24 protein-coding genes are annotated in these 24,232 nt (G+C 71.3%); 11 read left to right on the plus strand and 13 right to left on the minus strand.

The features are described 5' to 3' along the window. Positions 1 to 303: 303 nt before the first annotated feature. Positions 304 to 2,082, minus strand: coding sequence for a glyoxylate carboligase (gcl, locus tag ACZ6BG_RS37015; protein WP_469010257.1), 1,779 nt, complete (start codon positions 2,080 to 2,082; stop codon positions 304 to 306). A 427-nt stretch (positions 2,083 to 2,509) separates the two neighbouring features. On the opposite strand from gcl, the gene ACZ6BG_RS37020 reads away from it, so the two are divergent. Then, complete coding sequence (locus tag ACZ6BG_RS37020; RefSeq protein ID WP_469010189.1) at positions 2,510 to 3,292, plus strand: hypothetical protein; 783 nt, start codon at positions 2,510 to 2,512, stop codon at positions 3,290 to 3,292. Positions 3,293 to 3,364: 72 nt separating this feature from the next. On the opposite strand, the gene ACZ6BG_RS37025 is transcribed toward ACZ6BG_RS37020, so the two are convergent. Together ACZ6BG_RS37025 and ACZ6BG_RS37030 are read right to left on the minus strand one after the other, a co-directional pair. Beyond that, positions 3,365 to 4,912: an AMP-binding protein gene (locus ACZ6BG_RS37025; RefSeq protein ID WP_469010261.1), complete on the minus strand. Its 1,548-nt coding sequence runs from the start codon at positions 4,910 to 4,912 to the stop codon at positions 3,365 to 3,367. A gap of 143 nt (positions 4,913 to 5,055) precedes the next feature. Next, positions 5,056 to 6,783, minus strand: a complete 1,728-nt coding sequence (locus ACZ6BG_RS37030; RefSeq protein ID WP_469010191.1) for an AMP-binding protein — start codon at positions 6,781 to 6,783, stop codon at positions 5,056 to 5,058. 181 nt (positions 6,784 to 6,964) lie between these two features. Here ACZ6BG_RS37030 and ACZ6BG_RS37035 point away from each other — a divergent pair, with 181 nt between their 5' ends. Together ACZ6BG_RS37035 and ACZ6BG_RS37040 are read left to right on the plus strand one after the other, a co-directional pair. Continuing rightward, positions 6,965 to 7,843 (plus strand): helix-turn-helix transcriptional regulator, encoded by an 879-nt coding sequence (locus tag ACZ6BG_RS37035; RefSeq protein WP_469010193.1) that lies wholly within the window; start codon positions 6,965 to 6,967, stop codon positions 7,841 to 7,843. A 301-nt stretch (positions 7,844 to 8,144) separates the two neighbouring features. Then, complete coding sequence (locus ACZ6BG_RS37040) at positions 8,145 to 8,798, plus strand: LysE family translocator (protein ID WP_469010194.1); 654 nt, start codon at positions 8,145 to 8,147, stop codon at positions 8,796 to 8,798. 47 nt (positions 8,799 to 8,845) lie between these two features. On the opposite strand, the gene ACZ6BG_RS37045 is transcribed toward ACZ6BG_RS37040, so the two are convergent. After that, positions 8,846 to 9,970: a winged helix DNA-binding domain-containing protein gene (locus ACZ6BG_RS37045; protein WP_469010196.1), complete on the minus strand. Its 1,125-nt coding sequence runs from the start codon at positions 9,968 to 9,970 to the stop codon at positions 8,846 to 8,848. 376 nt (positions 9,971 to 10,346) lie between these two features. On the opposite strand from ACZ6BG_RS37045, the gene ACZ6BG_RS37050 reads away from it, so the two are divergent. Next, positions 10,347 to 11,525, plus strand: coding sequence for a magnesium and cobalt transport protein CorA (locus ACZ6BG_RS37050; RefSeq protein WP_469010262.1), 1,179 nt, complete (start codon positions 10,347 to 10,349; stop codon positions 11,523 to 11,525). Positions 11,526 to 11,998: 473 nt separating this feature from the next. On the opposite strand, the gene ACZ6BG_RS37055 is transcribed toward ACZ6BG_RS37050, so the two are convergent. Together ACZ6BG_RS37055 and ACZ6BG_RS37060 are read right to left on the minus strand one after the other, a co-directional pair. Beyond that, a complete protein-coding gene (locus tag ACZ6BG_RS37055) occupies positions 11,999 to 12,970 on the minus strand; it encodes a quinone oxidoreductase family protein (protein WP_469010198.1) in 972 nt (323 codons plus the stop codon). 527 nt (positions 12,971 to 13,497) lie between these two features. Further along, a complete protein-coding gene (locus ACZ6BG_RS37060) occupies positions 13,498 to 14,280 on the minus strand; it encodes a tetratricopeptide repeat protein (RefSeq protein WP_469010201.1) in 783 nt (260 codons plus the stop codon). 215 nt (positions 14,281 to 14,495) lie between these two features. On the opposite strand from ACZ6BG_RS37060, the gene ACZ6BG_RS37065 reads away from it, so the two are divergent. After that, positions 14,496 to 14,810 (plus strand): hypothetical protein, encoded by a 315-nt coding sequence (locus tag ACZ6BG_RS37065; RefSeq protein ID WP_469010203.1) that lies wholly within the window; start codon positions 14,496 to 14,498, stop codon positions 14,808 to 14,810. Next, on the plus strand, positions 14,765 to 15,703 hold the full coding sequence (locus tag ACZ6BG_RS37070) for an FAD-dependent oxidoreductase (RefSeq protein ID WP_469010206.1): 939 nt from the start codon (positions 14,765 to 14,767) through the stop codon (positions 15,701 to 15,703). The genes ACZ6BG_RS37065 and ACZ6BG_RS37070 overlap by 46 nt, the downstream gene beginning before the upstream one ends. A gap of 58 nt (positions 15,704 to 15,761) precedes the next feature. On the opposite strand, the gene ACZ6BG_RS37075 is transcribed toward ACZ6BG_RS37070, so the two are convergent. Together ACZ6BG_RS37075 and ACZ6BG_RS37080 are read right to left on the minus strand one after the other, a co-directional pair. Further along, positions 15,762 to 16,424 (minus strand): response regulator, encoded by a 663-nt coding sequence (locus ACZ6BG_RS37075; RefSeq protein ID WP_469010208.1) that lies wholly within the window; start codon positions 16,422 to 16,424, stop codon positions 15,762 to 15,764. Then, the gene (locus ACZ6BG_RS37080; RefSeq protein WP_469010211.1) at positions 16,421 to 17,545 is read right to left on the minus strand and encodes a sensor histidine kinase; all 1,125 of its coding nucleotides are present in this window, start codon (positions 17,543 to 17,545) and stop codon (positions 16,421 to 16,423) included. Before ACZ6BG_RS37080 ends, ACZ6BG_RS37075 begins: the two co-directional genes overlap by 4 nt. Before the next feature lie 214 nt (positions 17,546 to 17,759). Here ACZ6BG_RS37080 and ACZ6BG_RS37085 point away from each other — a divergent pair, with 214 nt between their 5' ends. Together ACZ6BG_RS37085 and ACZ6BG_RS37090 are read left to right on the plus strand one after the other, a co-directional pair. After that, entirely contained in the window at positions 17,760 to 18,239 is a 480-nt protein-coding gene (locus tag ACZ6BG_RS37085) for a DUF6223 family protein (protein ID WP_469010214.1), read from the plus strand. Between the two features lie 57 nt (positions 18,240 to 18,296). After that, entirely contained in the window at positions 18,297 to 18,602 is a 306-nt protein-coding gene (locus ACZ6BG_RS37090) for an Rv3488 family transcriptional regulator (protein ID WP_469010216.1), read from the plus strand. Between the two features lie 13 nt (positions 18,603 to 18,615). On the opposite strand, the gene ACZ6BG_RS37095 is transcribed toward ACZ6BG_RS37090, so the two are convergent. The 4 genes from ACZ6BG_RS37095 to ACZ6BG_RS37110 form a co-directional block, all read right to left on the minus strand. Beyond that, positions 18,616 to 19,110 (minus strand): DoxX family protein, encoded by a 495-nt coding sequence (locus ACZ6BG_RS37095; RefSeq protein WP_469010218.1) that lies wholly within the window; start codon positions 19,108 to 19,110, stop codon positions 18,616 to 18,618. 113 nt (positions 19,111 to 19,223) lie between these two features. Beyond that, positions 19,224 to 20,501: an APC family permease gene (locus tag ACZ6BG_RS37100; RefSeq protein WP_469010221.1), complete on the minus strand. Its 1,278-nt coding sequence runs from the start codon at positions 20,499 to 20,501 to the stop codon at positions 19,224 to 19,226. Positions 20,502 to 20,796: 295 nt separating this feature from the next. Then, positions 20,797 to 21,210, minus strand: coding sequence for an arsenate reductase ArsC (locus ACZ6BG_RS37105; RefSeq protein WP_469010225.1), 414 nt, complete (start codon positions 21,208 to 21,210; stop codon positions 20,797 to 20,799). 45 nt (positions 21,211 to 21,255) lie between these two features. Beyond that, positions 21,256 to 21,891, minus strand: coding sequence for an arsenate-mycothiol transferase ArsC (locus ACZ6BG_RS37110; RefSeq protein ID WP_469010227.1), 636 nt, complete (start codon positions 21,889 to 21,891; stop codon positions 21,256 to 21,258). 93 nt (positions 21,892 to 21,984) lie between these two features. On the opposite strand from ACZ6BG_RS37110, the gene ACZ6BG_RS37115 reads away from it, so the two are divergent. Both ACZ6BG_RS37115 and arsB read left to right on the plus strand, forming a co-directional pair. Beyond that, complete coding sequence (locus ACZ6BG_RS37115) at positions 21,985 to 22,296, plus strand: ArsR/SmtB family transcription factor (protein WP_469010230.1); 312 nt, start codon at positions 21,985 to 21,987, stop codon at positions 22,294 to 22,296. Next, positions 22,296 to 23,387: an ACR3 family arsenite efflux transporter gene (arsB, locus tag ACZ6BG_RS37120; RefSeq protein WP_469010233.1), complete on the plus strand. Its 1,092-nt coding sequence runs from the start codon at positions 22,296 to 22,298 to the stop codon at positions 23,385 to 23,387. The genes ACZ6BG_RS37115 and arsB overlap by 1 nt, the downstream gene beginning before the upstream one ends. Positions 23,388 to 23,470: 83 nt before the next feature. Here arsB and ACZ6BG_RS37125 read toward each other — a convergent pair whose 3' ends face one another. Next, positions 23,471 to 23,848: an ArsR/SmtB family transcription factor gene (locus ACZ6BG_RS37125; protein ID WP_469010235.1), complete on the minus strand. Its 378-nt coding sequence runs from the start codon at positions 23,846 to 23,848 to the stop codon at positions 23,471 to 23,473. 101 nt (positions 23,849 to 23,949) lie between these two features. On the opposite strand from ACZ6BG_RS37125, the gene ACZ6BG_RS37130 reads away from it, so the two are divergent. After that, the coding region (locus ACZ6BG_RS37130) for an FAD-dependent oxidoreductase (protein ID WP_469010237.1) at positions 23,950 to 24,232 on the plus strand (283 nt) is incomplete at its 3' end.

The raw sequence follows: 24,232 nt of genomic DNA on the forward strand, positions 1-24,232 counted from the left end.
GCCTCGTCCTCAAACGCCGGACGGGCTGAATCGTCGCCGGGGCGGGCCGGAGAGGTATCGCGGGGCAGATGGTGTCGCGCTGTTGCTCAGCCGGTGCGAGTTCGAGCGGGTGGGAGAGAGCCCGTCGCGGGGTTCCCCCTGCCCCTTAAGAGCTCGGGGGAGATTGAGGACGAGGCGCGGAACGCCGCATCGGGGGCGCCGCGCACGCGGTGAGGCCCTCGCCCCGGAGTCGAACTCCGGGGCGAGGGCCTCACCTTTAGCGCTCGGTCCGCCTCCGACCAGATGACCGGTGCGCCGCGCGCGCTACGCCTTCAGCGTCTTGATCGAGCTGGGCGCGTGCCACGGCTCCGTGGCGATCTCCTCGAACTCGGTGACATCGCTGATGTCGGCCGTGCGGCTCATGGAGATGTTCGTGACGCGCTCCAGGATCGCCTCCACGACGACCGGCACCCGGTACTCCTGTGCCAGCTTCTTGGCCTGCTCGAAGGCGGCGCCGAGCTCGGCCGGGTCGGTGACGCGGATGGCCTTGCAGCCGAGGCCCTCGGTGACCTTGACGTGGTCGACGCCGTAGACGCCCAGCTCCGGGGAGTTGAGGTTCTCGAACTCCAGGTTGACCTGGAAGTTGATGTCCAGGCCGAGCTGGGCCTGGCGGATCAGGCCCAGATAGGAGTTGTTCACGAGGACGTGGACGTAGGGGATGCGGTGCTGGGCGCCGACGGCCAGTTCCTCGATCATGAACTGGAAGTCGTAGTCGCCGGAGAGCGCGACGACCTGGGCGTCCGGGTCGGCCGTGGCGACGCCGAGGGCGGCCGGGATCGTCCAGCCGAGCGGGCCCGCCTGGCCGCAGTTGATCCAGTGCCGCGGCTTGTAGACGTGCAGCATCTGGGCGCCGGCGATCTGGGAGAGGCCGATGGTGGAGACGTACCGGGTCTCCGGGCCGAAGGCCTTGTTCATCTCCTCGTACACGCGCTGCGGCTTGATCGGGATGTCGTCGAAGTGCGTGCGGCGAAGCAGCGTGGACTTGTGCTCCTGTCCCCGGGCGATCCAGGCACCCCGGTCGGGCAGCTCGCCCGCGGCCTTCAGCTCCTTGGCGACCTCGACGAAGAGCGCGAGGGCCGCCTTGGCGTCGGAGGCGATGCCGTAGTCCGGCGCGAAGATCTTGCCGATCTGGGTCGGCTCGATGTCGACGTGCACGAACGTCCGGCCCTCGCGGTACACGTCCAGCTTGTAGCCGGTGTGGCGGTTGGCCCAGCGGTTGCCGATGCCGAGGACGAAGTCGGACTCCAGGAAGGTCGCGTTGCCGTAGCGGTGCGAGGTCTGCAGGCCGACCATGCCCGCGTTCAGCTCGTGGTCGTCGGGGATGGCGCCCCAGCCCATGAGGGTGGGGATGACCGGAGTGCCCGTCAGTTCGGCGAATTCCAGCAGGAGTTCGCAGGCGTCGGCGTTGATGATGCCGCCGCCCGCGACGATCAGCGGCCGCTCGGAGTTCACGAGCATGCCGATGGCCTTCTCGATCTGGGCGCGGCTCGCGGCGGGCTTGTAGACCGGCAGCGGCTGGTACGTCTCCGGGTCGAACTCGATCTCGGTGAGCTGGACGTCGATGGGCAGGTCGATGAGGACCGGGCCCGGACGGCCGGAGCGCATCAGGTGGAAGGCCTGCTGGAAGACGCCGGGGACCTGCGCGGCCTCCAGGACCGTGACGGCCATCTTCGTCACCGGCTTCGCGATGGAGGCGATGTCGACGGCCTGGAAGTCCTCCTTGTGGATCACGCTCGTGGGCGCCTGGCCCGTGATGCACAGGATCGGGATCGAGTCACCGATCGCGGAGTAGAGGCCGGTGATCATGTCGGTGCCCGCCGGGCCCGACGTGCCGATGCAGACACCGATGTTGCCCGGGTGGGTGCGGGTGTACCCCTCGGCCATGTGCGAGGCGCCCTCGACGTGGCGGGCGAGCGTGTGATCGACGCCGCCGCCTTCCTTGAGCGCCTTGTAGAAGGGGTTGATCGCGGCCCCTGGCACACCGAACGCGTGGGTGACGCCCTCGCGCTTGAGGATCTCGACTGCCGCGCGGGCAGCGGTCATACGAGCCATTGAGTTCTCCTGCTTCGGCTGACGAAGCCACGGCCACCGTCGCGCCCCGCGATGAGCCGTACCTTCCGGTGCTGCTTCCGCGCCGTGGCCCGCCTTCCGGCTTCTTCCACATTGCGGAAATTATGTTCTGCTATATGGAAGCAATGTAAGGGGGTGCATCAGAGCCGTCAAGGGATTCCGGGGTACGCGGGGCAGGCGGGGGCACGTCTCCAGCTCAAAATGGCGTATCGGCGGGGTCACCTTCCGTACGACGATGAGCTCCGTACGATGGGGAGCTTCGGCGGCGGACGGGCGGCGGAGCGGACGGACGGCGGTGAGGGCCATGGCGAAGGACGGCGTTCTGGTGCGGTGCCCGGTGTGCCGCCATGAACAGGCCTACGCTCCCCCGGCGTTCCCCTGCGTATGCGGCAAACCCGTCGTGCCCCCCGTCCGGTACGGCCCGGCCGTTCCGCTCACCCATCGGACCGGCGCGGACGCCTGGGTGACGGTGCGGTGCGCGGCCTGCGGGCGCACGGCGGACTGGCCGCGGCCGGAGCTGGGGTGCGCGTGCGGGACGGTGCTGCGGGTGGCGGTGGCGTCGTACGAGGGAGACGGGGCGGGCGAGGGAGACGGGGCAGCCGGGGGCGAGGGGAGCGGACCCTCAGCGAACAGTGGCGACGAGCCAGCGGCGAAGGGTGGCGAGGAGCCAGCGGCACACACTGGCGAGGAGCCCGCGACGCACAGCGGCAGCGACCCCGCGCAGCCCGAGGCGGGCAGCCACCCCTCCCTCACGCCGTCCCACATCCCGCTGCCGCGGACCGCGCCCACGCCCCGGCCCGCCTTCCGCCCCCTGCCCGTCCGCAGCGCAGGGGACGCGGTGACCACGGCGGCGCTGTATCTGCGCTGGCTCGGCTACGAGGACGTGCGCGAGACAGGACCCTACGAGGAGCGCCCGCCGTCGGGCACGCGGCTCGCGGCACTCGGTGTGCTCGCGCAGGTCGAGCCCGCCGTGCGGGAGACATCACTGCGGGACATCGAGTGCGCCTGGCTCACCGCCATGGCGCACTCGGCGACGTGCGTGTGCTTCGCGCTGTGCGACTTCACGCCCGCGGCCCGCGACCGCGCCGACGAGCTGGACGTGGCGCTGTTCCGCATCGACCTGTCGGGCACGCCGGAGCCCTTGAACGGCGCGGCGGACGAACTGGCGGCGACGGGCGCCTGACCTCGCGGACCGGGGCGCACCCACCGCCCAGCACCCGGCACCCGGCCCAGGACGCCCGCGTCTCACGACGGCTCAGCCGAACCGCTCCCGCAGCTCCACCTTCCGCACCTTCCCCGACACCGTCATCGGGAAGCCCTCCAGGATCCGCAGCCCCGCCGGGACCTTGTAGTGGGCGAGCCTGCCCGCGCAGAAGCCGTGCAGTTCCTCCAGCGTCAGTGTCTCCTCGGGGTCGCGCAGGATGACGCAGGCCAGCGGCACCTCTCCGTACCGCTCGTCCGGCACCCCGACGACCTGTACGTCCGCGATCTTCGGGTGGGCGTACAGGAACTCCTCGATCTCGCGCGGGTAGACGTTCTCGCCACCCCGGATGATCATGTCCTTGATGCGCCCGACGATCTGGACGTACCCGTCGTCGCGCATCACCGCGAGGTCGCCCGTGTGCATCCAGCGCCCGGAGTCGATGACCTCGGCGGTGCGCTCCGGCTCCTGCCAGTAGCCGAGCATGACGCTGTACCCGCGCGTGCACAGCTCACCGGACTCCCCGCGCGGCAGCGTCACCCCGCTCACCGGGTCGACGACCTTCACCTCGATGTGCGGCAGCACCCGGCCCACCGTGCCGGTGCGGCGCTCCAGGTCGTCGTCCATGCGGGTCTGGAGCGAGACGGGCGAGGTCTCGGTCATGCCGTAGCAGATGGAGACCTCCGCCATGTGCATCTCGGCGACGACCCGCTTCATGACCTCGACGGGGCACGGCGACCCGGCCATGATGCCGGTGCGCAGCGACGACAGGTCGTAGGTGGCGAAGTCGGCGAGGTTCAGCTCGGCGATGAACATCGTCGGCACGCCGTACAGCGAGGTGCAGTGCTCGCGCTCGACGGCGTGCAGGGTCGCCACGGGGTCGAACGACGGCGCGGGGATCACGACGCAGGCGCCGTGCGAGGTGGCGCCGAGGTTGCCCATGACCATGCCGAAGCAGTGGTAGAAGGGCACGGGCAGGCACACCCGGTCCTGCTCGCCGTAGCCGATGGTGCGCCCCACCCAGTATCCGTTGTTGAGGATGTTGTGGTGGGAGAGCGTGGCCCCCTTCGGGAAGCCCGTGGTGCCGGAGGTGTACTGGATGTTGACCGGGTCGTCGCAGCTCAACTCGGCCTCGCGCACGGCGAGTTCGGCGGGGTCGACGGACTGACCTGCGGCCAGGAGCGCGTCCCACGACGGGTCGGCGATGTAGTGCGCGGCCCGCAGGTCCGGACACTCGCCCCGGACCTCGTCGACCATCGCCCGGTAGTCGCTGGTCTTGTGCTCGCGGGTGGCGACGAGCAGCGAGACGCCCGACTGCTTGAGGACGTAGGCGAGTTCGTGCGCGCGGTACGCCGGGTTGATGGTCACCATGATCGCGCCGACGCGCGCCGTGGCGTACTGCACGAGCACCCACTCGGCGCAGCTGACCGCCCAGATGCCGACCCGGTCGCCCTTGCCCACCCCGGAGCCGATCAGAGCGAGCGCCAACTCCTCTACGGCAGCGCCGAATTCGGCGTACGTCCAGCGGGCACCGGCCGCGACGTCGACGAGCGCGTCACGGTCGGGCCAGGCGGCGACGGCACGGGCGAGGTTCTGCCCGATGGTGTCGCCGAGGAGGGGGGTCTTGCTGGTGCCGTGCGCGTACGAAAGCGCCGCGACGCCGACCGTGCCCGAGGCACCGTCCGTACCCGAGACGCCGCCCGTACCCGAGGCACCGTCCGCGCCCGTGGCGTTCACCGTCGCGCTCACCGGAAGTCCTCCTCGCGGTACTCGGCGCCGGACCCCTTGGCCGTCGCCTCCCGCAGCTCGATGCGGCGGATCTTGCCCGACACGGTCTTGGGCAGCGCGCCGAACTCCAGGCGGCGCACCCGCTTGTAGGGAGCGAGCACCGACCGGGAGTGCTCGAACAGCAACTTGGCCGTGTCCGGGCCCGGTTGATAGCCCTCGGCGAGCACCACGTACGCCTTCGGCACGGCCAGACGTACCGGATCCGGGGCGGGCACGACCGCCGCCTCGGCCACCGCCTCGTGCTCCAGGAGCGCGCTCTCCAGCTCGAACGGGGAGATCTTGTAGTCGGACGCCTTGAAGACGTCGTCGCTCCGGCCGACGTAGGTGAGATATCCGTCGGCGCTCCGCGCGCCGATGTCGCCGGTGCGGTAGTAGCCGTCCGCCATGGCCTCGGCGGTGCGCTCCGGGTCGCCGTGGTAGCCCGTCATCAGGCCGACGGGACGCGCCGACAGGTCGAGTGCGATCTCGCCCTCGGCGGCGCCCGGCGCCCCGGTGACCGGGTCGAGCAGCTCGACGGCGAAGCCGGGCGTGGGGCGTCCCATCGAGCCGGGGCGCAGCTCCTGGCCGGGGGTGTTGGCGACCTGCACGGCCGTCTCGGTCTGCCCGAAGCCGTCCCGGATGGTCACGCCCCAGTCGCGCCGCACCTGCTCGATGACCTCGGGGTTCAGCGGCTCCCCCGCGGCGACGACCTCGCGCGGCGGCGTCCGCAGCTGGGTGAGGTCGGCCTGGATGAGCATCCGCCACACGGTGGGCGGCGCGCAGAAGCTGGTGACTGCCGCCCGGTCCATCTCCCGCATGAGGCGGCCCGCGTCGAAGCGCGTGTAGTTGTGGATGAAGACGGTCGCCTCCGCGTTCCACGGCGCGAAGAGGTTCGACCAGGCGTGCTTGGCCCAGCCGGGCGAGGAGATGTTCAGATGCACGTCGCCGGGCTTGAGGCCGATCCAGTACATCGTCGCCAAGTGGCCCACGGGGTACGACACATGGGTGTGCTCGACGAGCTTGGGCCGGGCGGTGGTGCCGGAGGTGAAGTACAGCATCAGGGGGTCGTCGGCGCGGGTGACGCCGTCGGGCGCGAAGTCGACGGGGGCGGTGTCGACGCCGTCGTAGGGGATCCAGCCGTCGGGACCCTCGGTGAACGCGGCCACCGCTGTGGCTTCCCGGCCGTCCTGGGTGCCGACCACGATCCGGGTGTACTCCCCCGGCACGTCCGCGAACTTCGCGACGTCCTCGCCCCGCACCACCACGTGCCGGGCCCGGCCGCGCTCGATGCGGTCGCGCAGGTCGGCGGCGCCGAGCAGCGGCGTCGCCGGGATCACCACGGCCCGCAGCTTCATCGCGGCGAGCGCGACCTCCCACAGCTCGGCCTGGTTGCCCAGCATCACGACGATGCGGTCCCCGGCGCGGACGCCGAGCCCGCGCAGCCAGTTGGCGGCCCGCGCGGAGCGCCGCGCCAGCTCCGCGAACGAAAGGCGGGTCTCCTCGCCGTCCTCCTCGACGATGTGCAGCGCCGTGCGGTCGTTGCCGTCGGCGATGACGTCGAACCAGTCGAGGGCCCAGTTGAAGTGCGCGGGCCGGGGCCAGACGAAACCCTCGTACGCGGCCCGGTAGTCCTCCCGGTGACGCAGGAGGAAGTCCCGCGCCGCACGGAACTCCTCCGTGCCGCCACCCGCTCCGGTCGCCGTCATCCGCACCCCTCGCATTCCGCTCGCATTCCGCTTGACGCCGCTCGTCCGTACCATCGTGTAATTCGTGATGCGGGTCTCACTACCCCCGAACGGGGGTGGTGTCCCGCGAGGTCGGTGGACATCGCGGTGGACATGCGGTGGACATCAGGGGCACAGGGCCGAAAGCTGAGGGAGCGGGCGCGTGAGTGCTGCGGACGGCGGCGAGGCGGCGGACGTGCGGGCCGCGCTGCTGCGGCTGCGTCGCGGGACGGGGCTTCCTGTGGCCTTCGGCGGCCTCGTGACCGGCGCGGACGGCACCGCACGGGTACGGATCGCCGAGCTCAGCGGCACCGCCACGCACTCACTGAACGGCCTCGCGATCCACGTCGGCACGGGCCTCGGCGGCAAGGCGGTCGCCCTGGCCCGCCCCTGCGCCGTCGCGGACTACGGCGCGTCCCGGCAGATCAGCCACGAGTACGACACCGCCGTCGCGTTGGAGGGCCTGCGGGCGGTGCTCGCGGTGCCGCTGGTGGTACGCCGCCGGGTGCGCGGCCTGCTGTACGGCGCCCTGCGCACCGCGCAGCCCCTCGGCGACCGGGCGCTCGCGGCGGCCTTGGCGGCGGCCCGGGACCTCGAACAGGTCCTCGTCGTACGGGACGAGGCGGCCGCGATGCTGGCGGCGGCCCGGGAGGCGGTCGCGGAGATGCCCGGGCGGGGGTACGGCTCCGGGGACGCGGCGTGGGAGCGCGTGCGGGAGGCGCACGGGGCACTGCGCGCGCTGGCCGCGCGCATCGGTGATCCCGCGCTGCGGGCGGAACTGCTCGCGGTGTGCGGCACGCTGACGGACGCGGCCGCCGACTCCCCGAGGCCGGACCCCGGCCCCGGCGTCCGGCTCGCCCCGCGCGAACTGGACGTGCTGGCCTGCGTGGCCGGGGGCGTCACCAACGCGGCGGCCGCCGAACGCCTCGGCCTGCGCCCCGAGACGGTGAAGGGCTATCTGCGGTCGGCGATGCGGAAGCTCGGCGCGCACACGCGGTGGGAGGCGGTGGTGGCGGCGCGGCGGGCGGGGGTGCTGCCGTAGCGGTGCCGGGGCGGACGGGGGCTGCCGTGGTTGGCGGAGGGCTGCCTCAGGGCAGGGTGCGGTCGTCGGGCAGAGCGCTGCCGTAGGGCAGGGTGCTGCCGTAGTGGTCGAAGGGGGCCGTGCGGGCCCTGGCGGATTGGCGCCCTCTGTACCGATTCCGCTGCCGGATCCGGGCTACGCGGGGTTCAATGACGCGTACACGACCGTGCAGGACCGGCACGGTCCGCCGCGGGCCGCCCGACGCGGACGACCACAGGGCACCCGCGCGCTGGCAGGCGCACAGCAGGGGGATGAGGCCCGCATGGTGTCCACCGACAGGTTCCTGGCCTTCGCCGCGATGTCGGCGCTGGTGATCGTGATCCCGGGGCCGAGCGTCCTGTTCGTGGTGGGCCGCGCCCTGGCGCACGGCCGCCGCACCGCCTTGGCGACGGTCCTCGGCAATGTCGCGGGCTCGTACCTCATGATCGTGGCGGTCTCCTTCGGCCTGGGCTCGGTCCTTGAACGCTCGGCCGCGGTGTTCCTGGCGGTGAAGCTCGCGGGCGCGGCGTACCTCGTGTTCCTCGGCGTACAGGCGTTCCGGCACCGCAAGGCGATGAAGGCGGCGGCGATCGGCGCGGCGGGCGCGGGCGGGCGGCCCGCGCGCGGTGACGTCCGCACCGTCCTCGACGGCGTCCTCGTGGGTCTGACCAACCCGAAGGGCATCGTGTTCGCGGCGGCGGTGCTGCCGCAGTTCGTCGACCACGCGGCGGGCCACGTCCCCGTGCAGATGCTGCTGCTCGGCCTGGTTCCGATCGGCATCGGCCTGGTCACAGACACCCTGTGGGGCCTGACGGCGTCGGCGGCGCGCACCTGGTTCGCGCGGTCGGACCGCAGGCTGGCGATGATCGGCGGGGCGGGCGGCTGCACGATGATCGGCCTCGGGGTGACGGTGGCCCTGACGGGCAGAGCGGACTGAGACAGCCGCTCCGCCCTCCCCCGGCTCACTCCTCCCTCCTCCCCCGCTCACTTCTGCACGACGGCACCGAACCCGATGTCGTACGAAGGGGCGTCGGCCGCGAGGAGCCGTGCCGTCAGCTCCGCCTCCGCCGCGACCTCCGCGCGCTGGGCCTTGGTGAGCTTCCCGAACGGCTCGACGGTGAGCCGCACGGCGCCGTCCTTGGCCTCCTCCAGGCGCCAGAGCCCGGCGAGGTACCCGTCCACCAGGAAGGTGCAGTGGGCCTGGTTGCCGGTCCAGGTGCGGTCCTTGTGGGCGAGCGCCACGACGCGGGTGCGGTCGGCGTGGGACAGCAGGAGGTTGTCGAACTCGGGCAGGAAGCGGGGCGGGGCCGGGGTCTCGGGGTCGGGGCGGGGCGCGTCGGGCAGGTCGAACAGCTCGACGCCGTGCTCGTCGCGGAAGGTGCGGAGCCCGGGCCGCAGCCGCTCGAAGGCGTCGCGGAGCCGGGTCAGACCGGCCCAGGCCTGCATGTCCTTGACGGAGGCGGGCCCGAAGGCGGCGAGGTAGCGCAGGACGGTGTCGTCGGGCGCGGGGTCCTCGGCGAGGGGGCGGCCGAGCCAGTGCTCGGCGGTGGTGAGGGCGACCTGCCCGCTGCGGCGCCACAGGCCGCGCGGGGTCACCTGGACGAGGGGAAGGCGGGCGCGGGCGGCGATGCCGAGGGACTGCGGGTCGGCGTCGGGCCAGTGGCGCAGCAGTTCGGCGCGGATCTGGGCGGGGGTGCGGGGCTCCTCCTCGACGTACGCCCGGGCGAGGGCGGCGAGCCGGTCCAGGTCCACGCCGGTCAGACCGCCCCGGAACATCCGCAGCTCACGGTCGATGGCGGCCTGGGTGAGGGGCCGCAGGGTGAGGAGGTCGTCGGCGGTGAGGGTGTGCACGGTGGACCGCATGGTGACGGCACGGACCGCGGCGCGCTCCGCCATGAGACCCGACAGCTCCATCGGGTCGAACTCCGCGAGGCGCGCGGCGAGCGCGTAGTACGGCGGCTTCACGTTCTGCGCCTGCAGCCCGACGAGGTGAGCGAGGGCCGCGTCGCCGGCCATCGGGGCCCGCTCCAGGAGGAGCTGGCGGGCGAGGGTGGCGCGGTTGAGGGCCTGGCGGGTGAGGACGGGGGCGGCGGCCGGGGTCTTCGTCATGCTCCGCACGCTAGCGGGGCTTGCGGACAGATACGGTCCGCAAGGGGCGCGCCGACCGCGCCTGCTCGCGCCGCGGGCGCCGTACGAGTGCCGCCTACCGCCCGCCACCGCCTACCGCCCGCCGTCCACCACCTGCCACCTGCCGCCCGCCGTCCGCCACCTTCTGCCCGCCGCCGCGTGCCGACTCCGGCCGCGCCCGTGACGCCCGCCGCCACCACCCACCACGCCCGCCGACGGCCATCAACGGCTACCGACGAGCACCGACTGCCCCCGACGGCTGTCACACCCACGCCATCTGCCGCATATATCCTGCTCCGGGCATGTCCGGGACAGAATCCACGCGTGCCGGGCCGAAGTCGGACGACCACGGGAAGGGCTGCCGGTGACTCCGGAGCGACGACCTCACCGCCCGCAGCAGCCGCGCAAGCACGCGTGGCGGCGGGCGTCCTCCCAGTCCACGCAGGGCACGCCGCCGCCCGCCGACACGTCGAACCACCACCCGGAACGGGACCCCGCGCAGACGGCGGCGGCCGACCCGAGCGTCGTGGAGGCGGCGCTGTACCGCGACGGCGTACGCGTCTCCTCCCCCGGCTCCCTCGCCGACACGTTCCGCGAGCTGCGCGCCCAGCCCGACGGCATGGCGTGGATCGGCCTGGCCCGCCCGACGGAGCAGGAACTCCTCTCCCTGGCGGCCGAGTTCGACCTGCACGAGCTGGCGGTCGAGGACGCGATGGAGGCCCACCAGCGCCCCAAGCTGGAGCGGTACGGCGAGACGCTGTTCGTCGTGCTGCGGGCGGCCCGCTACCTGGACGCCCCCGAGGAGGTCGACTTCGGCGAGCTGCACGTGTTCGTCGGCGCGGACTTCGTCATCACGGTCCGGCACGGCGCGGCCCCCGACCTGTCGGCGGTACGCCACCGCATGGAGAAGACCCCGGAACTGCTGCGCCTCGGCCCGGAGGCGGTCCTGTACGCGATCCTGGACGCGGTCGTCGACGGCTACGCCCCCGTCGTGTCCGGCGTCCAGAACGACATCGACGAGATCGAGACGGAGGTCTTCGGCGGCGACCCGACGGTCTCCCGCCGCATCTACGAACTCTCCCGCGAGGTCGTCGAGTTCCAGCGCGCGACGCGCCCCCTGGTGAGCATGCTGCACGCCCTGATGGCGGGCTTCGCGAAGTACGGCACGGACGAGGAACTCCAGCGCTACCTCCGCGACGTAGCCGACCACGTCACCCACACCAGCGAACGCGTGGACGGCTTCCGCCAGGCCCTCACCGACATCCTCACCGTCAATGCCACGCTGGTCACACAGCAACAGAACGCGGAGATGCGGGCCCTGGCCGAGGCGGGCTTCGAACAGAACGAGGAGATCAAGAAGATCTCGTCGTGGGCGGCCATTCTGTTTGCTCCCACACTGGTGGGAACGATCTACGGCATGAACTTCGAGACCATGCCCGAGCTGAAGTGGGCGGCGGGGTATCCGTTCGCGATTCTGCTGATGGCGGTGGTGTGCGTGAGTCTGTACTTCATCTTCAAGAAGCGGGACTGGCTGTAGCCGCGGACTCCAACCCAATGATCAACTTCGCGCACGCGAAGGCTCGGTAAGGCCACTCCTGACCCCCTGGGGAGAATCTGGGGAGAATGCGCTGCGCTGGAGAGCGTGTCGTCGCCCCGCCGCCCGTCGTTCGACGCCTCCTGCGCGGCTCACCTCGCCCTCCCCCTGTCGCAGCGAACCGTCACTGACGGTACCGACCGCGGCGAAGAGCCCGAGGCCCCGGTCCACGAGATACCCGACCGCGGCACATCCAGCAGGACTGCACCCGAGGCATTCTCGTGCCACCGACGGAATGGGCCTGCCCAGGTGACGAAACGCGGTCGACGGTCGGCCGGGCATCACGGCTCTGCCTGCGCTCGCACCGCAGCCGGCTCCCGTCAGCGGTCATCACCCGGGATCGCGGACACAGCTGCGCGGGATCGATGCCTGGCGGAAGCCACGTTCCTGCAGGTCAGTCAATTCCGTCGGTGGCCCTAGGGGATGACGAGTAGCTTGCCGGTGGTACGCCGAGCCTCCAGATCGCGGTGAGCTTGGGCGACCTCGGCGAGCGGGTAGCGGGCCGTCACGGTGGTCTCAAGCGCCTTGGTGCGCACCCATTCAAGTACGTCGGCGGCGCGGCGGAGCAGCTCGGACCGATCGGCGATGAAGTGCCCGAGGCTTGGCCGGATCAGGGTCAGCGAACCGCCCTGGGCGAGCCGGATGGGGTCGAAGGGCGGCACTGCACCACTCGCGGCGCCGAAGAGCACCAGGTGGCCCCGGGTTCGCAGGCTGGCGAGGCTCGCATCGAAGGTGTCCCTGCCGACGCCGTCGAAGACGACAGGCAGGCCCTGGCCGCCATGGAGCCGCTTCACCTCGGCCGCGAGATCGTCCACCGCGGAGTAGAGGATCACCTCGGCGGCCCCGGCGCGCCGCGCCAGCTGGGCCTTCTCCGGTGTCGAGGTGGTGCCGATCACTCTGCCGCCGAGATGAGTGATGAGCTGGGTCAGCACAAGCCCCATGCCGCCGGCGGCAGCGTGCACGAGCACTGTGTCGCCGGGCTGGACCGGGTAGGCGTCCTTGATGAGGTAGTGCGCCGTCATGCCCTGCAGCAGCACGGCGGCGGCAGCCTCGAAGTCGACGCCGTCGGGCAGGGGCACGAGCCGGGAGGAGTCCACGACGGCCTGCTCGGCGTAGGTGCCGGGAATCTCCACCCAGCCGACCCGGTCTCCCACAGCGACGTGGGTGACGCCGGGTCCGACCTCGAGGACCGTGCCCGCGCCCTCAGTGCCCGGGGTGAAGGGCAGCGGGAGGGTGTACCGGCCTTCGCGGTGGTATACGTCGAGGAAGTTGACGCCGGACGCGGCGACCTCCACGACCGCCTGGCCCGGGCCCGGCATCGGTTGATCGATGTCGACCAGTCGCAGCACCTCGGGACCGCCCACTTCGGAAACCTGAATCGCTCGCATGACCCCTCCTAAAACGGCTGACTTCCCTCACCAACTCCGGTCGTGGCGATCCGATTCCCGCTCGCGGTGAGGTGTCGTAGCCGTCTCGTGCCCACGTGGGAGAAGGGCGCCACCGACGGAATGGGCCTGCCCAGGTGACGAAACGCGGTCGACGGTCGGCCGGGCATCACGGCTCTGCCTGCGCTCGCACCGCAGCTGGCTCCCGTCAGCGGTCATCACCCGGGATCGCGGACACAGCTGCGCGGGATCGACGCCTGGCGGAAGCCACGTTCCTGCAGGTCAGTCAATTCCGTCGGTTGCCCTTCTCTCCCCCGGCGCCGATCGGGATGCGGATAGGCGGGCCGCTGTCCGTTGCCATCAAACCCAGTCGCCGTCTCATCGAAGGCAGGCGACTGGCACTCTGTCTCATCCAACTCAAGTCACCCCAAGTCAGGGCTTTGCCGGACTGCTTTGTGGTGCCTTACTGCCTGTTTGGGATCCCGCCATGGCAGCTTGTAGGTCGCGTTAGCGTTCAAGTGGGTGAGTGGTCACCAAGGGGTGGATGGCGTGCCATCGGGGTCGAGCCCATAAGTCCACAGTCCATCTCCATCCGTCCCGCCAATCTTCCGCATATCGGCGAGCCGGGCCAGGGCACTGGTGTTGCCGGCGTCGGCAGCCTCCCGGGCGATCCGCTCGGCCCCCTCCCAATCCCCGGCCTTCTCCCACAGTTCGCAGAGTAGGCCCACGGCCTCCTCGTTGCCGGCGTCGGCGGCCCGCCGCAGGAGCCGCTCGGCCCCCTCCCGATCTCCGACCTCCTCCCGCATCCGGGCAAGCAGCAACAGGGCGTCGGTGTTGCCGGTGTGGGCGGCTTGCTGGGCGACTTGTTCGGCCCCGATCCGGTCCCCGGCCATGTTCAGCAGTTCGGCGAGTAAGACCAGGGCGAATGTGTTACCGGCGTCGGCAGCCCGCCGCAGGTGCCCCTCGGTCCCCTCCTGCAGGAGCCGCTCGGCCCCTTCCCGCTCCCCTTCCATATCCCGGGCCCCCGCCACCATGCGCAGTTCGACAATCGAGGCCAAGGCATCGGCGTTGCCAGCGTCGGAAGCCTGCTGGGCAAGCCGCTCGGCCCCCTCCCGGTCCCCCAGGCGAACCAGGCATTCACCGCCCGGCCGGCCCGTGGTGCCGACCTGGACTCGGCGGCCTGACCGGGTGTGCTTCTCATGTCCTTCCTCATGGTGACCGCGCCTGAACTCTGCTTGCCCACAGGCAGGTTGGGCTCGATGCCCGGCGTGCGGCGTGTTCACGGGATGTGCGATCTGGAGCGTTTTGGACAACGTATGTCGATATCGCAACCCGATAGCGCTGAGCGGGTCACACTGGCAGAGCAGGGAGAGCGGTGCGCGTGGCGGCCGAGCCGGACGCGGACCGCAGTGCCGCGCGTCCTGGGGAGGGGCGTGTGCTGGTCGGCGTGGGGGGATGCATGACACAGTCGTTTCCAGGGACGCGTCGCGCCCGGGCGCAGGGCGTATCCGGGCGGCGGGGTGCCCCGGTGGTGGTGATCGGGGCCGGGCCCTACGGGCTGTCGGTGGCGGCGCATCTGCGTGCCGCGGGCCTTGCCGTGCGGGTCTTCGGTGAGGTGATGGGCAGCTGGCGGCATGCGATGGCCACCGGCATGTTCTTGAAGTCGGCCCCGGCGGCGACGGACCTGTCCGCTCCGGTGCCGGGGGGCGGCCTTGGGGACTTCTGCCGTCAGGCGGGTGAGCCGGAGTTGACCGAGCTGACGCCGATCCCGTGCGAGGTGTTCGTGCGGTACGGGATGTGGTTCGCCGGCGGTACGTCGGCGACATCGAGTCGGCGCGGGTGACCAGCGTGTTCCGGGACGGGGAGGGTTTCGCGGTCCAGCTCGAAGGCGGTGAGGAGGTCCAGGCGGCGGCAGTGGTGGTGGCCACCGGGCTGGGCGCGTTGGCCCATGTCCCTGGCGAGCTGCGGCACTTGGTGCCCGATGGGCCCGCGCCGGATGCCGCGCTGTCGCACACCAGTCAGCACACCGACCTCTCCCGGTACGCTGGGCGCCGAGTCACCGTGGTCGGGGGCGGGCAGTCGGCGCTGGAGAGTGCCGCACTGCTGCGCGAGGCCGACGCCGAGGTCGATGTCGTGGTGCGGGCCCCGCAGGTGCGCTGGGGCGTGCGTCCGCAGCTTGAGCGGCCCCTGCTCCGGCGGCTGGCCCAGCCCGCCTCCCCGCTGGGCACCGGCTGGGTGCTGGCCGGGGTGTGCCGGGCTCCGGGCGCGGTGCGGCTGTTGCCCGCATCTGCGCGGCTGCTGCTGTTCCGCCGCGCGCTGGGGCCTTCGGGCGGCTGGTGGCTGCGCGAGCGGGTCGAAGGTGTTGTCCGCGTCCACACCTCCCGGCGTATCGCCCACGCCCAGGCGGTGGGCTCCGCGGTGGAGTTGAGTCTTTCGGGTGAGGGGGCCGGTCCGGCTCGGCTCGCTGTCGACCATGTGCTTGCCGCCACCGGCTACCGCCTCGACCTGGGCACCGTCCCATTCCTCCCGCCAGCCCTGCGCCGCGAGGTCGGGTGCGTGCCGGGGGCGGGGGCGCCTCAGTTGTCCGGAGCCTTCGAGTCGACGGTGCCGGGGCTGTACTTCACCGGCTCGCTGGCGGCTCCGGTGTTCGGGCCGATGCTGCGCTTCGTCGCGGGATCCGCATGTGCCGCGCGCCGCATCACCGACCACTTGGTGCGACAGGCCGCGCGCCGCTGACCTCACCCCCACACGGCCCGTGCTCCGGCCCCTGCCGCTCACTGGACTGCGGCGGGCGTCAGCAGTTGCGTGGGGCTACCAGGCCGGATTCATAGGCGAGGACAACGAGTTGGGCGCGGTCGCGCGCGTGGACTTTGGCCATGGCCCGGTTGATGTGGGTCTTCGCGGTCAGTGGGCTGATCACCATGTGATCGGCGATCTGGTCGTTGGACAGGCCCTGCGCGACCAGGGCGACGGCCTCGCGCTCGCGGTTGGTCAGCCCTTCCAACCCGGTGTCGGCGCCCGGGTGGAGGGGCTGGGTGACGTACCGGTTGATCAGCTTGCGGGTGATGGAGGGGGCGAGCAGGGCGTCGCCACGGGCGGCGACGCGTACGGCGTGCAGGAGGTCTTCCGGCACGATGTCCTTGACGAGGAACCCGGCGGCGCCGGCCCGCAGTGCGTTGAAGACGTACTCGTCGAATCCGTAGTTGGTCAGGACGACGACGTGCGTCGCGGCCAAGGCCGGGTCCGCGGCGATGAGCCGGGTCGCCTCGATGCCGTCGACGACCGGCATCTGGATGTCGATGAGCGCGACATCGGGGAGATGTTCCCTGGCCAGAGCCAGTCCCTCCTGCCCATCGGCGGCCTCGGCCACCACCTCGATGTCGTCTTCGAGGTCGAGCAGCGCGCGGAATCCGCTGCGGATGAGCGGCTGGTCGTCGACCAGCAGGACACGGATCACGACGCCCGGTCCAGGGGAAGTTCGGCCTGGACGGTGAAGCCGCCCTCGCCGCGCGGTTCCGCGCGCAGGCGACCGCCGAGGGCGGTGACGCGTTCACGCATCCCGAGCAGCCCGACGCCGGCCACCGGGGCAGTGTCCGGCGTGGCCTTGCCGTCGTCATCGACTCGTATGGTCAGGGCGTCCGCAAGGCAGTCGATCCGGACCGATGCCGTCGCCGCGGCGGCGTGCCTGGCAATGTTGGTGAGCGACTCCTGAACGATCCGGTAGACGGTCCGGCCCACCGCGGCCGGTACGTCGTGTTGCTGTCCTTCGATCGTCAGGCTCGTGTCCAGGCCGGTCATGCGGAACTGTTCCACCATTTCCGGTACGTCGTCGAGGCCGAGTGGCGGGGTCGTGTCGTCGTCGCGCAACGCCCCCAGTGTCGCCCGCAGTTCCCGGGTCGCCTCGCGACCGGCCTGCTGGATCGCGAGGAGGGCCTCCGAGACCTGTTCGCCACGCCTGCGGGCCACATGCACGGCGACTTCGGACTGCACCTTGATGATCGAGATCTGGTGCACGAGCGAATCGTGCAGCTCCCGCGCGATGTGCAGCCGCTCCTCGTCGGCGCGGCGTCGCGCGGTCTCCTCCCGGGTGCGCTCGGCCTCGTCCGCCCGCCGCTCCGCCTGCCGCAGCGCCTCCCCTGCGGCACCCGCGGCGATCAGCCAGGCGATCTCCAGAGCGCCCCGGGCCCGCGCGTACGCCTCGCCCATGTCGTGCAGCGAGACCAGCGCCGCCAGCGGCAGAGCGGCCAGCAGGGCCACGGACGCCCCCACCGCGATGACGCGGTGCCCCGCCCGCACCACGGCGTACACCGCGAACAGGAAAGCGACGGCAGGCACATCGAAACCGGCGGCCTGATAGCCCACCGCGCACAGCCCGGTGACGGCCAGGACGGGAACCGGCGCCCGCCGACCAGCGGCCAACGCCAGACCGCCGACCACGAGCAGCGCGCAGCCGAGCAGATCGAGGCTCGTGGTGGGGCGCTGTCCGGACAGCCCGGTGACCAGCAGCGTCGCCGCCACGCAGACGGCGATCGCCCCATCTCTGACACCGGCCGGAACACCGAACCGTCCTGCGCTCATGCGCGCACCCTAGCCGGGCCTCGCAGCGGGCGAGTCCCGCTCCCGCACGAGCGGTCGACTACCGCGCACGCAGTACCTTCGCGCCGCCTGCCGCGTCCGCAGCAGTCGGCTGCGGCTGCCGTGGCAGGGCGAATTGCCTGCGCCCGCCGGACGACCGGCGGAGGGTCCGGCGGACATGCTCGGGCGACATCCCGTCGTACGAGAAGAGCACCTCATGTCAGTCCAGTTCGTGCTTGCCGCCCCCGAGGCCGCGCACGTCGCGGTCCAGCCGGTGGCCGCCGGCGTCCTCGCCATGAGTGCCGGGCGGCTCGGGGCCGGCACCGGTGCTCTGTTGGGGCTGGTCGGCGTGGTCGTCGGTGGGCTGGCGCTGGCACGCCCCACCGGTCGTTTCGGTGCCGTCTCCGGGCAACTCGGGGCCACCGTGACCCTGGTGGCGGGACTGATCTCCATGGCCCTCGGTGCTCTGGTCGTGGCCACCTCCGACAGTGGCATCGGCACCGGAAACGGGCGAGGCGGGGCCTTCGTGGCCCTGCTCGTGGGACTGATCAGCACCGTCCTCGGTGGGCTGGCTCTGGCTCGCTACCGCCGCACCGGAGGACGCGCCGACCGGCTGACCGGGCGCCGGGTAGCCGCACTCAACCGCAGAGTTGCCGGCCGCGGCGAGCGGAACGAGAAGCGGGGCGTGCAGACGTAGACTCGATACTCGATATCGGTTTCGTCACTGCCCGGCGGGGCGGGGAGGTGCGTTGAGGTGCGGGAGTTCCAGCGGGGCGCGGTGCGGCTGCACATCCTGCATCACGCGGCCGAACAGGAGATCCACGGCGCGTGGATGACCGAGGAACTGGCCTCCCACGGCTACCAGATCAGCCCTGGCACCCTGTACCCGACGCTGCACCGCCTGGAGGCGGACGGTCTTCTCCTCTCCGAGCAGCGGGTGGTCGACGGCCGCACCCGGCGCGTCTACACGGCCACCGACGCCGGGAAGAAGGCCCTCGCCGAGGACCGCAAGGCGCTCAAGGAACTGGCCCGCGAGGTCCTCGGCGACGAAGCACCCTGACACCACCCCCTGCTCAGGGCCGGGTCGCGGCATCCCGCCGGGTGTACCGGGCCAGGCGGGCATCCACGGAGTACGCACCCGCCCCGACGAGCAGCAGGAAGAGGCTTCCGCACAACTGCGCCAGATCGGTGCGGGATTCGTGGATGAACTCCCACCAGCCCGACTCGCCGTCGAACAGCGGGGCGTCGCCCCACAAGATCGGCAGCTTGGTGATGAGCAGCGCGCCGAGCATGTTGACGATCATCGGGACGGCGGCGAGGCGGGTGAGCAGACCGCCGAGGATCAGCGCCCCGCAGGCGATCTCGAAGACGCCGTCCAGCGGGGCGAAGAACCCGGGGGCGGGGATGCCGGCCTTGTCGAACCGGCCGGTGCCGAGCTGGTCGGGATAGAGGAACTTCTGGATGCCCTCGAAGAGGAAGACCGCCCCGACGTACAGGCGGATGAGGACCACCGCCGCGGGTGCGCTGGTTGAGGTGAGCTTCGCCTGCCAGGTCTTGAGCTGAGTCATGTGGGCTGCCCCTCTGCCGTCGAAACGCGCATCGGTCACCGATATCGTCCCGCGAGGCAGAAGGGCACCGACGGTATTTCGCCGCCCTGCGCAGGGGCGCGTCGCTGCTGTGGCTACGTCACGTTGCGGGAGGCGAGCGCGCGGCGGATGCCGTACGCGGCGGCCCCCGCGGTCAGCACGGCCGCCCCGGAGATCACCGAGGAGAGCGGCAGCGTGAAGGCCAGCAGCAGACAGCCCGCGAACCCCACCACCGGGATCAGGCGCGGCGGGCGGCCCTCCTGCGGTGTGAGGGTCCAGGCGGAGGCGTTGGCGACCGCGTAGTAGGCAAGGACTCCGAAGGACGAGAAGCCGATCGCCCCGCGTACGTCCGCCGTCGCGGCGAGCACCGCCACCACCGCGCCCACGAGCAGCTCGGCCCGGTGGGGGACCTTGAACTTCGGGTGGACGGCAGCCAGGGCGTGCGGCAGGTGCCGGTCACGGGCCATCGCCAGCGTGGTGCGCGAGACGCCGAGGATCAGCGCCAGCAGCGAGCCGAGCGCGGCCACGGCGGCGCCGACGCGCACGACGGGTGCCAGCCAGCCCGCGCCGGCGGCCCGTACGGCGTCCGACAGCGGCGCGGTCGCATCCGCCAGCCGAGCAGGGCCGAGCACCGAGAGGACGGTGACCGCGACGACGGCGTAGACGACCAGGGTGATGCCCAGCGCGATCGGGATGGCCCGGGGAATGGTCCGCGCGGGGTCGCGAACCTCCTCACCGAGCGTCGCGATACGCGCGTACCCGGCGAACGCGAAGAACAGCAGGCCCGCCGCCTGCAGCACGCCGCCGACGCCGGCATCGTCCCCGATGTCGAGCCGGGCCGCATCCGCCGCCCCGGAGCTGGCGGCGGCGACCACCACGGCAGCCAGCACCGCCAGGACCACGGCGACGATCGCACGGGTCAGCAGCGCGGACTTCTGCACCCCGGCATAGTTCACGACGGTCAGCGCCACCACCGCGGCCACCGCCACCGCGTGCGCCTGGCCGGGCCATACGTACGCGCCGACCGTGAGGGCCATCGCCGCGCAGGAGGCGGTCTTGCCGACCACGAAGGCCCACCCGGCCAGGTAGCCCCAGAAGTCGCCCAGCCGCTCACGACCGTAGACATAGGTGCCGCCCGAGGCCGGATACCGGGCCGCAAGCCGGGCCGAGGATGTCGCGTTGCAGTACGCCACCACCGCAGCCAGGGCCAGGCCGAGCAGCAGTCCGGAGCCTGCCGCCCCGGCGGCCGGGGCGAGCGCGGCGAAGATCCCCGCGCCGATCATCGACCCCAGACCGATCACCACCGCGTCGGACACCCCCAGCCGCCGCTGCAACTCGTCCGGCATCCCGGCGGCGGTCGACGGCTTGCTCATGGACTCACTCCTCGCGGCCCGGCCGTATGCCTTACGGCCTCCGATATCGGCAGACGATATATGAACTGCCGTCGCACGGTGGCCTCGGTGCTTGCTTGGCCGTCGCCGGGGCACGGTCGGGCTGGTTGAGGACGGTGGACACCGCCCCCGAGAAGACCCCGGCAAGGCGTGCGACGCCCACGGAAGACGTACGCCCTGCCGTGGCGGGCGCAGGGCATCAGCTTCGTACGGGCGGCGAACTCGTCGTCGCGGCCGGACAGCAGGGCGGCCCGCTCGGCGGTATCGGCGCTCGCGCCTACAGCTTCGCGTCGATCTCCGCAATCAGTGCCTCGATCAGGGCGCGGATCTCGTCGCGGATCGGACGTACGGACTCGACCCCCTGCCCGGCAGGGTCTTCGAGCTGCCAGTCGAGGTACTTCTTGCCGGGGAAGATCGGGCAGGCGTCGCCGCAACCCATGGTGATGACGTAGTCGGATGCCTGGACGGCTTCGGTGGTGAGGACCTTCGGCCTCTGGTCGGCGATGTCGATGCCGATCTCCTTCATCGCTGCGACGGCGGCCGGGTTGACCCGGTCGGCGGGCAGCGAGCCGGCGGAGCGGACCTCGACGCGGTCGCCCGCGAGGTGGGTGAGGAATCCGGCGGCCATCTGCGAGCGTCCGGCGTTGTGCACGCAGACGAACAGCACAGACGCGGCAGGGGTGGTGGGCATCAGTTCTTCCTTCAGGCAGTGGATCAACAGCTGGGCGAGGGGGGTTCAGGTGCCGGGCAGGGAGGCGAGCAGGTCCGTGATGTGGGCGTCGATCGCGTCGCGGATGTCGCGTACGACCGCGATCGGGGCGCCCTCGGGGTCGGGGATGGGCCAATCTAAATAGCGGCGGCCGGGTACGACGGGGCAGGCGTCGCCGCAGCCCATGGTGACCACGATGTCGGCGGCCCGGACGACCTCGTTCGTCAGCGGTTTGGGGAAGGCATCGGCGAGGTCGACGCCGGCTTCGGTGAGGACCTGGGCCACGAAGGGCTCGACGTCGACGGCCGGTGCGGTGCCTGCGGAGGAGACCTGGACCAGGTCGGCTGCACGGTGAGCGAGGAGGGCGGCGGCGAGCTGGGAGCGTCCGGCGTTGCGGCTGCAGACGATCAGCACACGGGGCGGGCTGTTGCCGAGCCTCTTGTGGAAGTGCACGAGGGCGTCGAGACGCTCGGCCGTCAGGCGCTCGGCGAGTACCGACAGGTGCGCGTGGACGCGGGCGGTGGCGGCGAGCAGTGAGTAGGAGTCGGCGATCAGCGCCTGGACCGTCTCGACTGAGAAGTGTCCGGAGTACCGAGCGGCCAGGCGGGCGGCGCCTGCGGTGAGGCGGCCTTCGGGCAGGACGCGCGGGGTGGGTGCGGTCATGGTGACCCCCTCGACGGGCTCCACGGTTCAGTGACGGGCTCATTGTTCAGCCTGGACTGGTGTCAGCCCCTAATGATGTGACATTATCAGCCCATGCTGACGTCAGTCGACACTGAACTATTGCGGGTGCTCGCCGATCCGCTCAGGCTGAAGATCGTGACCCTGCTCGCCCACGAGACGCTGTGCACCACGCACTTGGTCGCCGAGACCGGCGCCAAGCAGACCAACCTCTCCAACCACATGAAGGTGCTGCGAGAGGCGGGTGTGGTGGACACCGAGCCGTGCGGCCGGTTCATCTACTACAAGCTGAAGCCCGAGGTCATCGACGCCCTAGCCGTCTCCTTCGGGGAACTGGCCACCTCCGCGCGGGAGACGATCGAGACCGGCCGGAAGCGGGCCTGCTGATGACGTCGGCCGAACCCGCCACGACCGGCAGAGCGAGCGGCGAGGAGGCGGGCGTCGTCGCCAAGCTCTCCACCCTGGACCGCTTCCTCGCCGTGTGGATCCTGCTCGCCATGGCCGTCGGCCTCGGTCTCGGGCGCCTGATCCCCGGCCTGAACGACGCGCTCGCGAAGGTGGAGATCGGCAGGATCTCCCTGCCGATCGCCGTCGGCCTGCTGGTGATGATGTATCCGGTGCTTGCCAAGGTCCGCTACGACAAGCTCGACGCGGTCACCGGCGACCGCAGGCTGATGGCATCGTCACTGGTCATCAACTGGGTCGTCGGCCCGGCGGTGATGTTCACGCTGGCGTGGATCTTCCTGGCGGAACTGCCCGAGTACCGCACCGGGTTGATCATCGTCGGGCTCGCTCGCTGCATCGCCATGGTCATCATCTGGAACGACCTGGCCTGCGGCGACCGCGAGGCCGCCGCCGTCCTGGTGGCACTCAACTCGGTGTTCCAGGTCCTGGCGTTCGGCCTGCTCGGCTGGTTCTACCTCGACCTGCTGCCCGGCTGGCTCGGCCTGGGGGACGGCGAGCACCTGGACATCTCGATGTGGAAGATCGCACTGAACGTCGTCATCTTCCTCGGCGTCCCGTTGCTGGCCGGGTTCCTGACCCGCCGCATCGGCGAGCAGAAGCTGGGCCGCGAGGGCTACGAGGCCAACTTCCTTCCGAAGATCGGGCCTTGGGCGTTGTACGGGTTGCTGTTCACGATCGTCATCCTCTTCGCCCTGCAGGGCAAGACGATCACCTCGCAGCCGCTGGACGTCGCACGAATCGCGCTGCCACTGCTGGTCTACTTCGCCGTGATGTGGTTCGGGACCTTCGCACTCGGCAAGGCGATCGGCCTCGCGTACGACCGGACCGCGACGCTCGCCTTCACCGCGGCGGGCAACAACTTCGAGCTGGCCATCGCGGTAGCCATCGCCACCTTCGGCGTCACCTCCGGACAGGCCCTGTCCGGCGTCGTCGGCCCACTCATCGAGGTGCCGGTACTGGTGGCACTGGTCTATGTGTCGCTGGCCTGGCGGCGTAAGTTTCGCACTACCTGACTTGCACCGACACACCAAGAAGCGGCCGAGGCACCCCCATCAGGGAGCACCCCGGCCGCTTGCGCGCACGGGACCAGGGAGGGTCAGCGGGCCGCCGTGGTGAGCAGCTGACCCATCGCGGCCAGAACGCTCGGCTCGATGCGGTAGTACACCCAGGTGCCGCGCCGCTCCGAGGCCAGCAGGCCGGCGTCCTTGAGCTTCTTCAGGTGGTGCGAGACGGTCGGCTGCGAGACACCGACATCGGAGATGTCGCACACGCACGCCTCACCGCCCTCGTGCGAGGCGACAGCGGAGAACAGTCGCAGCCGCACCGGATCGCCGAGCGCCTTGAACATCTTCGCGGTCCGCTCCGCCTCCTCGGCACTCAAGGGCCGCTCGGTCATCGGCGGGCAACACGGCGCCACCGCCTCGTCCGACTGGTTCAGGACCGACAACTCCTCCACCACACTCAAATTCGACATACATCAATATTGACATCCATCGAAGCCGCACGGCAAGCTTTCACATATCGATAGACGTCGAATCAATGGTTCGGCGTCCCCTGCCTGCCCTGGAGAACGTGATGAGCGAGAGCACGCCCGCTGCCCTGCCGACCGTGGTCATCGGCGCCGGCCCCATCGGCCTGGCCGCCGCCGCCCACCTCATCGAGCGCGGCATCGAACCGCTCGTCCTGGAGGCCGGACCGTCCGCGGGCAACGCGGTGCGCGACTGGTCGCACGTCCGCCTCTTCTCCACCTGGGCCGAAGTCGTCGACCCCGCCGCCGAGAAGCTCCTGGCCCCCACCGGCTGGGTCAAGCCCGACGGCGCCACCTACCCCACCGGCGGCGACTGGGCCGAGCAGTACC

This window comes from Streptomyces sp. NPDC041205 (assembly GCF_055591765.1).

Coding starts and splice junctions, on each gene's coding strand:
- gcl (WP_469010257.1), bottom strand. CDS start 2,082: ATGACCGCTGCCCGCGCGGCAGTCGAGATCCTCAAGCGCGAGGGCGTC.
- ACZ6BG_RS37030 (WP_469010191.1), bottom strand. CDS start 6,783: ATGACGGCGACCGGAGCGGGTGGCGGCACGGAGGAGTTCCGTGCGGCG.
- ACZ6BG_RS37040 (WP_469010194.1), top strand. CDS start 8,145: ATGGTGTCCACCGACAGGTTCCTGGCCTTCGCCGCGATGTCGGCGCTG.
- ACZ6BG_RS37045 (WP_469010196.1), bottom strand. CDS start 9,970: ATGACGAAGACCCCGGCCGCCGCCCCCGTCCTCACCCGCCAGGCCCTC.
- ACZ6BG_RS37055 (WP_469010198.1), bottom strand. CDS start 12,970: ATGCGAGCGATTCAGGTTTCCGAAGTGGGCGGTCCCGAGGTGCTGCGA.
- ACZ6BG_RS37080 (WP_469010211.1), bottom strand. CDS start 17,545: ATGAGCGCAGGACGGTTCGGTGTTCCGGCCGGTGTCAGAGATGGGGCG.
- ACZ6BG_RS37085 (WP_469010214.1), top strand. CDS start 17,760: ATGTCAGTCCAGTTCGTGCTTGCCGCCCCCGAGGCCGCGCACGTCGCG.
- ACZ6BG_RS37095 (WP_469010218.1), bottom strand. CDS start 19,110: ATGACTCAGCTCAAGACCTGGCAGGCGAAGCTCACCTCAACCAGCGCA.
- ACZ6BG_RS37100 (WP_469010221.1), bottom strand. CDS start 20,501: ATGAGCAAGCCGTCGACCGCCGCCGGGATGCCGGACGAGTTGCAGCGG.
- ACZ6BG_RS37105 (WP_469010225.1), bottom strand. CDS start 21,210: ATGCCCACCACCCCTGCCGCGTCTGTGCTGTTCGTCTGCGTGCACAAC.
- ACZ6BG_RS37110 (WP_469010227.1), bottom strand. CDS start 21,891: ATGACCGCACCCACCCCGCGCGTCCTGCCCGAAGGCCGCCTCACCGCA.
- ACZ6BG_RS37115 (WP_469010230.1), top strand. CDS start 21,985: ATGCTGACGTCAGTCGACACTGAACTATTGCGGGTGCTCGCCGATCCG.
- arsB (WP_469010233.1), top strand. CDS start 22,296: ATGACGTCGGCCGAACCCGCCACGACCGGCAGAGCGAGCGGCGAGGAG.
- ACZ6BG_RS37125 (WP_469010235.1), bottom strand. CDS start 23,848: ATGTCGAATTTGAGTGTGGTGGAGGAGTTGTCGGTCCTGAACCAGTCG.